This is a genomic window from Deferrisoma sp., assembly GCF_054681715.1.
This window is the reverse complement of record NZ_BAAHFQ010000269.1, coordinates 1-2,483: the sequence shown is the minus strand read 5'-3', so window position 1 is coordinate 2,483 and position 2,483 is coordinate 1. Positions and strand designations below refer to the sequence as shown.

The 2,483-nt window shown below is 72.7% G+C and carries 6 protein-coding genes and 1 pseudogene; 2 read left to right on the top strand and 5 right to left on the bottom strand.

The genetic code is table 11. From position 1 onward, the window contains the following. The 3 genes and pseudogenes from ACY0I8_RS17710 to ACY0I8_RS17700 form a co-directional block, all read right to left on the bottom strand. Nucleotides 1-369 (bottom strand): annotated as a pseudogene (locus ACY0I8_RS17710) (hypothetical protein); the annotation flags it as partial. Between the two features lie 54 nt (nucleotides 370-423). After that, nucleotides 424-738, bottom strand: coding sequence for a CcdB family protein (locus ACY0I8_RS17705; RefSeq protein ID WP_459940173.1), 315 nt, complete (start codon nucleotides 736-738; stop codon nucleotides 424-426). Beyond that, nucleotides 738-983 (bottom strand): type II toxin-antitoxin system CcdA family antitoxin, encoded by a 246-nt coding sequence (locus ACY0I8_RS17700; RefSeq protein WP_461395801.1) that lies wholly within the window; start codon nucleotides 981-983, stop codon nucleotides 738-740. Before ACY0I8_RS17700 ends, ACY0I8_RS17705 begins: the two co-directional genes overlap by 1 nt. A gap of 222 nt (nucleotides 984-1,205) precedes the next feature. Here ACY0I8_RS17700 and ACY0I8_RS17695 point away from each other — a divergent pair, with 222 nt between their 5' ends. Both ACY0I8_RS17695 and ACY0I8_RS17690 read left to right on the top strand, forming a co-directional pair. Further along, nucleotides 1,206-1,670: an aminoacyl-tRNA deacylase gene (locus ACY0I8_RS17695; RefSeq protein ID WP_461395800.1), complete on the top strand. Its 465-nt coding sequence runs from the start codon at nucleotides 1,206-1,208 to the stop codon at nucleotides 1,668-1,670. 2 nt (nucleotides 1,671-1,672) lie between these two features. Beyond that, nucleotides 1,673-1,885 carry a hypothetical protein gene (locus tag ACY0I8_RS17690; RefSeq protein ID WP_461395799.1) on the top strand — a complete coding sequence of 71 codons (213 nt, stop codon included), beginning with the start codon at nucleotides 1,673-1,675 and terminating at the stop codon, nucleotides 1,883-1,885. Nucleotides 1,886-1,892: 7 nt separating this feature from the next. Here ACY0I8_RS17690 and ACY0I8_RS17685 read toward each other — a convergent pair whose 3' ends face one another. Together ACY0I8_RS17685 and ACY0I8_RS17680 are read right to left on the bottom strand one after the other, a co-directional pair. Continuing rightward, nucleotides 1,893-2,219 (bottom strand): peptide chain release factor-like protein, encoded by a 327-nt coding sequence (locus ACY0I8_RS17685; protein WP_461395798.1) that lies wholly within the window; start codon nucleotides 2,217-2,219, stop codon nucleotides 1,893-1,895. Further along, nucleotides 2,216-2,483 (bottom strand): cyclase family protein (locus ACY0I8_RS17680; RefSeq protein WP_461395797.1); only part of this gene is annotated, 268 nt, incomplete at its 5' end. The genes ACY0I8_RS17685 and ACY0I8_RS17680, both read right to left, overlap by 4 nt.

The following is a 2,483-nucleotide window of genomic DNA, read 5'->3' as shown; positions in this document are numbered from 1 at the left end:
GGCCACGAGGTGGGCGATCCACTGGAGGGGGCCGATCACCCCGACCACCCGCACGATGCCGGGCGCCGCCGCGAACCCCACGGTGCGAAGGAGTTCCCCGTGGTCGGCCCGGGTCTCCGACTCCGGGAAGAGGCGGGTGCCCACCCAATAGGCCAGGTACGCCCACACGTACCAGCCCGCCAGGGCGACCAGGGTACCCAGAACAAGTCCCCCGCGGCCGTGGTACCCTCCGATCCCGGCGGCGAGGCTCGAAAGCACCACCACCCCCACGGCCTGCCCCAGGGCCGACCGGTCGGCCTCCACCTCCTCGTAGAGTTGCGGGTCGAGCCGGGCCGCCCGCACCACGCGGTCTAAGAACGAATTTGCCATCGCGGTTCTCCTCCGTTGCACCAGTCCCCCGGCGCCGCCCGCTTCCGTGCCCGGTCACACCCCCGACAGCAGGAAATCGACCGCCCGCAGGATCTCCTCCCGGTGATGGGCAAGGCTGCCCACCCGCTCCCCGAGCCGCGACCGGAGCACCCCCGCGAGTTCGGCCGTGGACATCACCACCCGCCTTCCCTCCACCTCGAACACGGGGTTGAGGTGCCGGGCCGGTTTGGGCATGGCCTCGGCGGCCACCAGGGGCACGACCACCCGGGTGGCCAGGGGATCCAGCAGGTCGCTCTGAATGTCCAGGAGAAACGGGATCTCCCCCCGGGTGGCCTCGTCCGGGTTGCGGTAGATGTCGAACTGGGCCATCAGAACCGGCGCCACCCGTCGCTGAACACCCCCCGGGCGCTCACCCTCCGGTTGTACGCCTCGATCGCCTCGCGGTTCTCCTCGCGCCAGCGCTCCTGGTACCGTTCCGCGAGGATCTCGGCGAGCTTCTCCTCCAGGGCCCGGGAAAGGTTGATGCCTTCCTCCCTGGCCTTCCGGAGGAGGTCCTGGTTCACGGTGACGTTCGTCGCCTTCTTGGGCGCGGAGGGCTCGAACAGGGGAATCATGGGGACGCCTCCGAGTAATGCGCATCGTGATGCGCATACATTGCGCCCACCCGGCCCAGGGGTCAAGGTCCCCTGGATCTTGAGCCCTTCCCGCAGTCGGTGGTACACGGGGGGCCAAGGGGCGGGGCCGTCCCGCCCGTCCCGGAGATGCCCGCGGGTTCCTGCCCCGCGGCGGGGCCCCGCTTCCCTACGCCCCAGGGCAGCCGCTTCGAAGGAGTCCCCATGGCCGTCACCCCCGCGATCCGGTTCTTGAAGCAGCGAAAGATCCCCCACGAGGCCCGGGAGTACGACCACAAGGTCAAGGGGGCCGAGTACGCGGCCGAGGCCCTCGGGTGGCCGGTGGAGGCCATGGCCAAGACCCTGGTGGTGGCCCTGGGGGACCGCACGTTCTGCCAATGCGTGCTGCCGGGCGACGTGGAGCTCTCGCTGAAGAAACTCGCCCGGCTCGCCGGGGTGAAGGCGGCCCGCATGGCCACCGTGGACGAGGCCCAGAAGCTCACCGGGTACCTGGTGGGCGGCATCAGCCCCTTCGGGGTGCGAAAGCCCGTGCCGGTGTGGGTGCACGAGTCGCTCCTGGGGTTCGAGACCATCGGGGTGAACGGCGGCCGCAGGGGGCTCATCGTGTTCCTGGCGCCCCAGGCGCTGGTGGACGCCGTGGGCGCCCGGGTGGCCGATCTGGCGGCGTGACCATGGGCCGGCCCGAGGCCGAGGAGACGCGGCTCCGGTACCTCTACCGGGCCCTCGTGGTGCGGGGGAAACTCCGGCTCCCGCCCGAGGCGGCCCGGGCCCTGGTGGGGCCCGACTGCGCCTACCACCTCTACCGCCACCTGCCGGCCCGGGGCCCGATCCCCGGCCCGAGAGACGGGGAGTCCGGCTCCGAGGACGACGGCGGGCCGGCCTGATTTCCCCTTACTCCTCCCCCCGTCGCATCGCCTTCTTGCGGCTGTGGAGCCGCTTTTCCTTGAGGCGCCGTTCCCTGGCGGCCCGGCCGGGGCGGGTGGGGATGCGGCGTTTGCGCCTGCGCCGCCGCTGGCGCAGGGCCTCGGCCAGCCGTTCCAGGGCGATCCTACGGTTCTCGGCCTGGCTGCGGCGCTCGGTGGCCGTGACCACGATCCCCGTGGGAAGGTGCCGGATCCGCACCCCGGTCTCCCGGGTGTTCCGGTGCTGGCCCCCGGGGCCCGAGGCCCGAAGGAACGTGATCTCCAAGTCCTCGTCCCGGAACGGTTCGTCGCTCACGGGGCCGCCTGCGTCTGCCACAGGACCCGGGCCGGGGCCCCGTCGCCCCGGGCCACGGGGAGCGGCAGGCAGTGGAGCACGCCCGGGCCGGCGGGTACGCCAGCGAGCCGCAGGTTCTCCACGATCACGGCCCCGGCGCCGAGGAGGATCCGGTGGGCCGGCAGGTCCGCGGCCCCGACGGGATCGGCGCTTGGGCCGTCCACCCCCACGAGCCGGGCCCCGGCCTCGACGAGGTCCCGGGCTTCCTCCGGCGTGAGCCCCTCG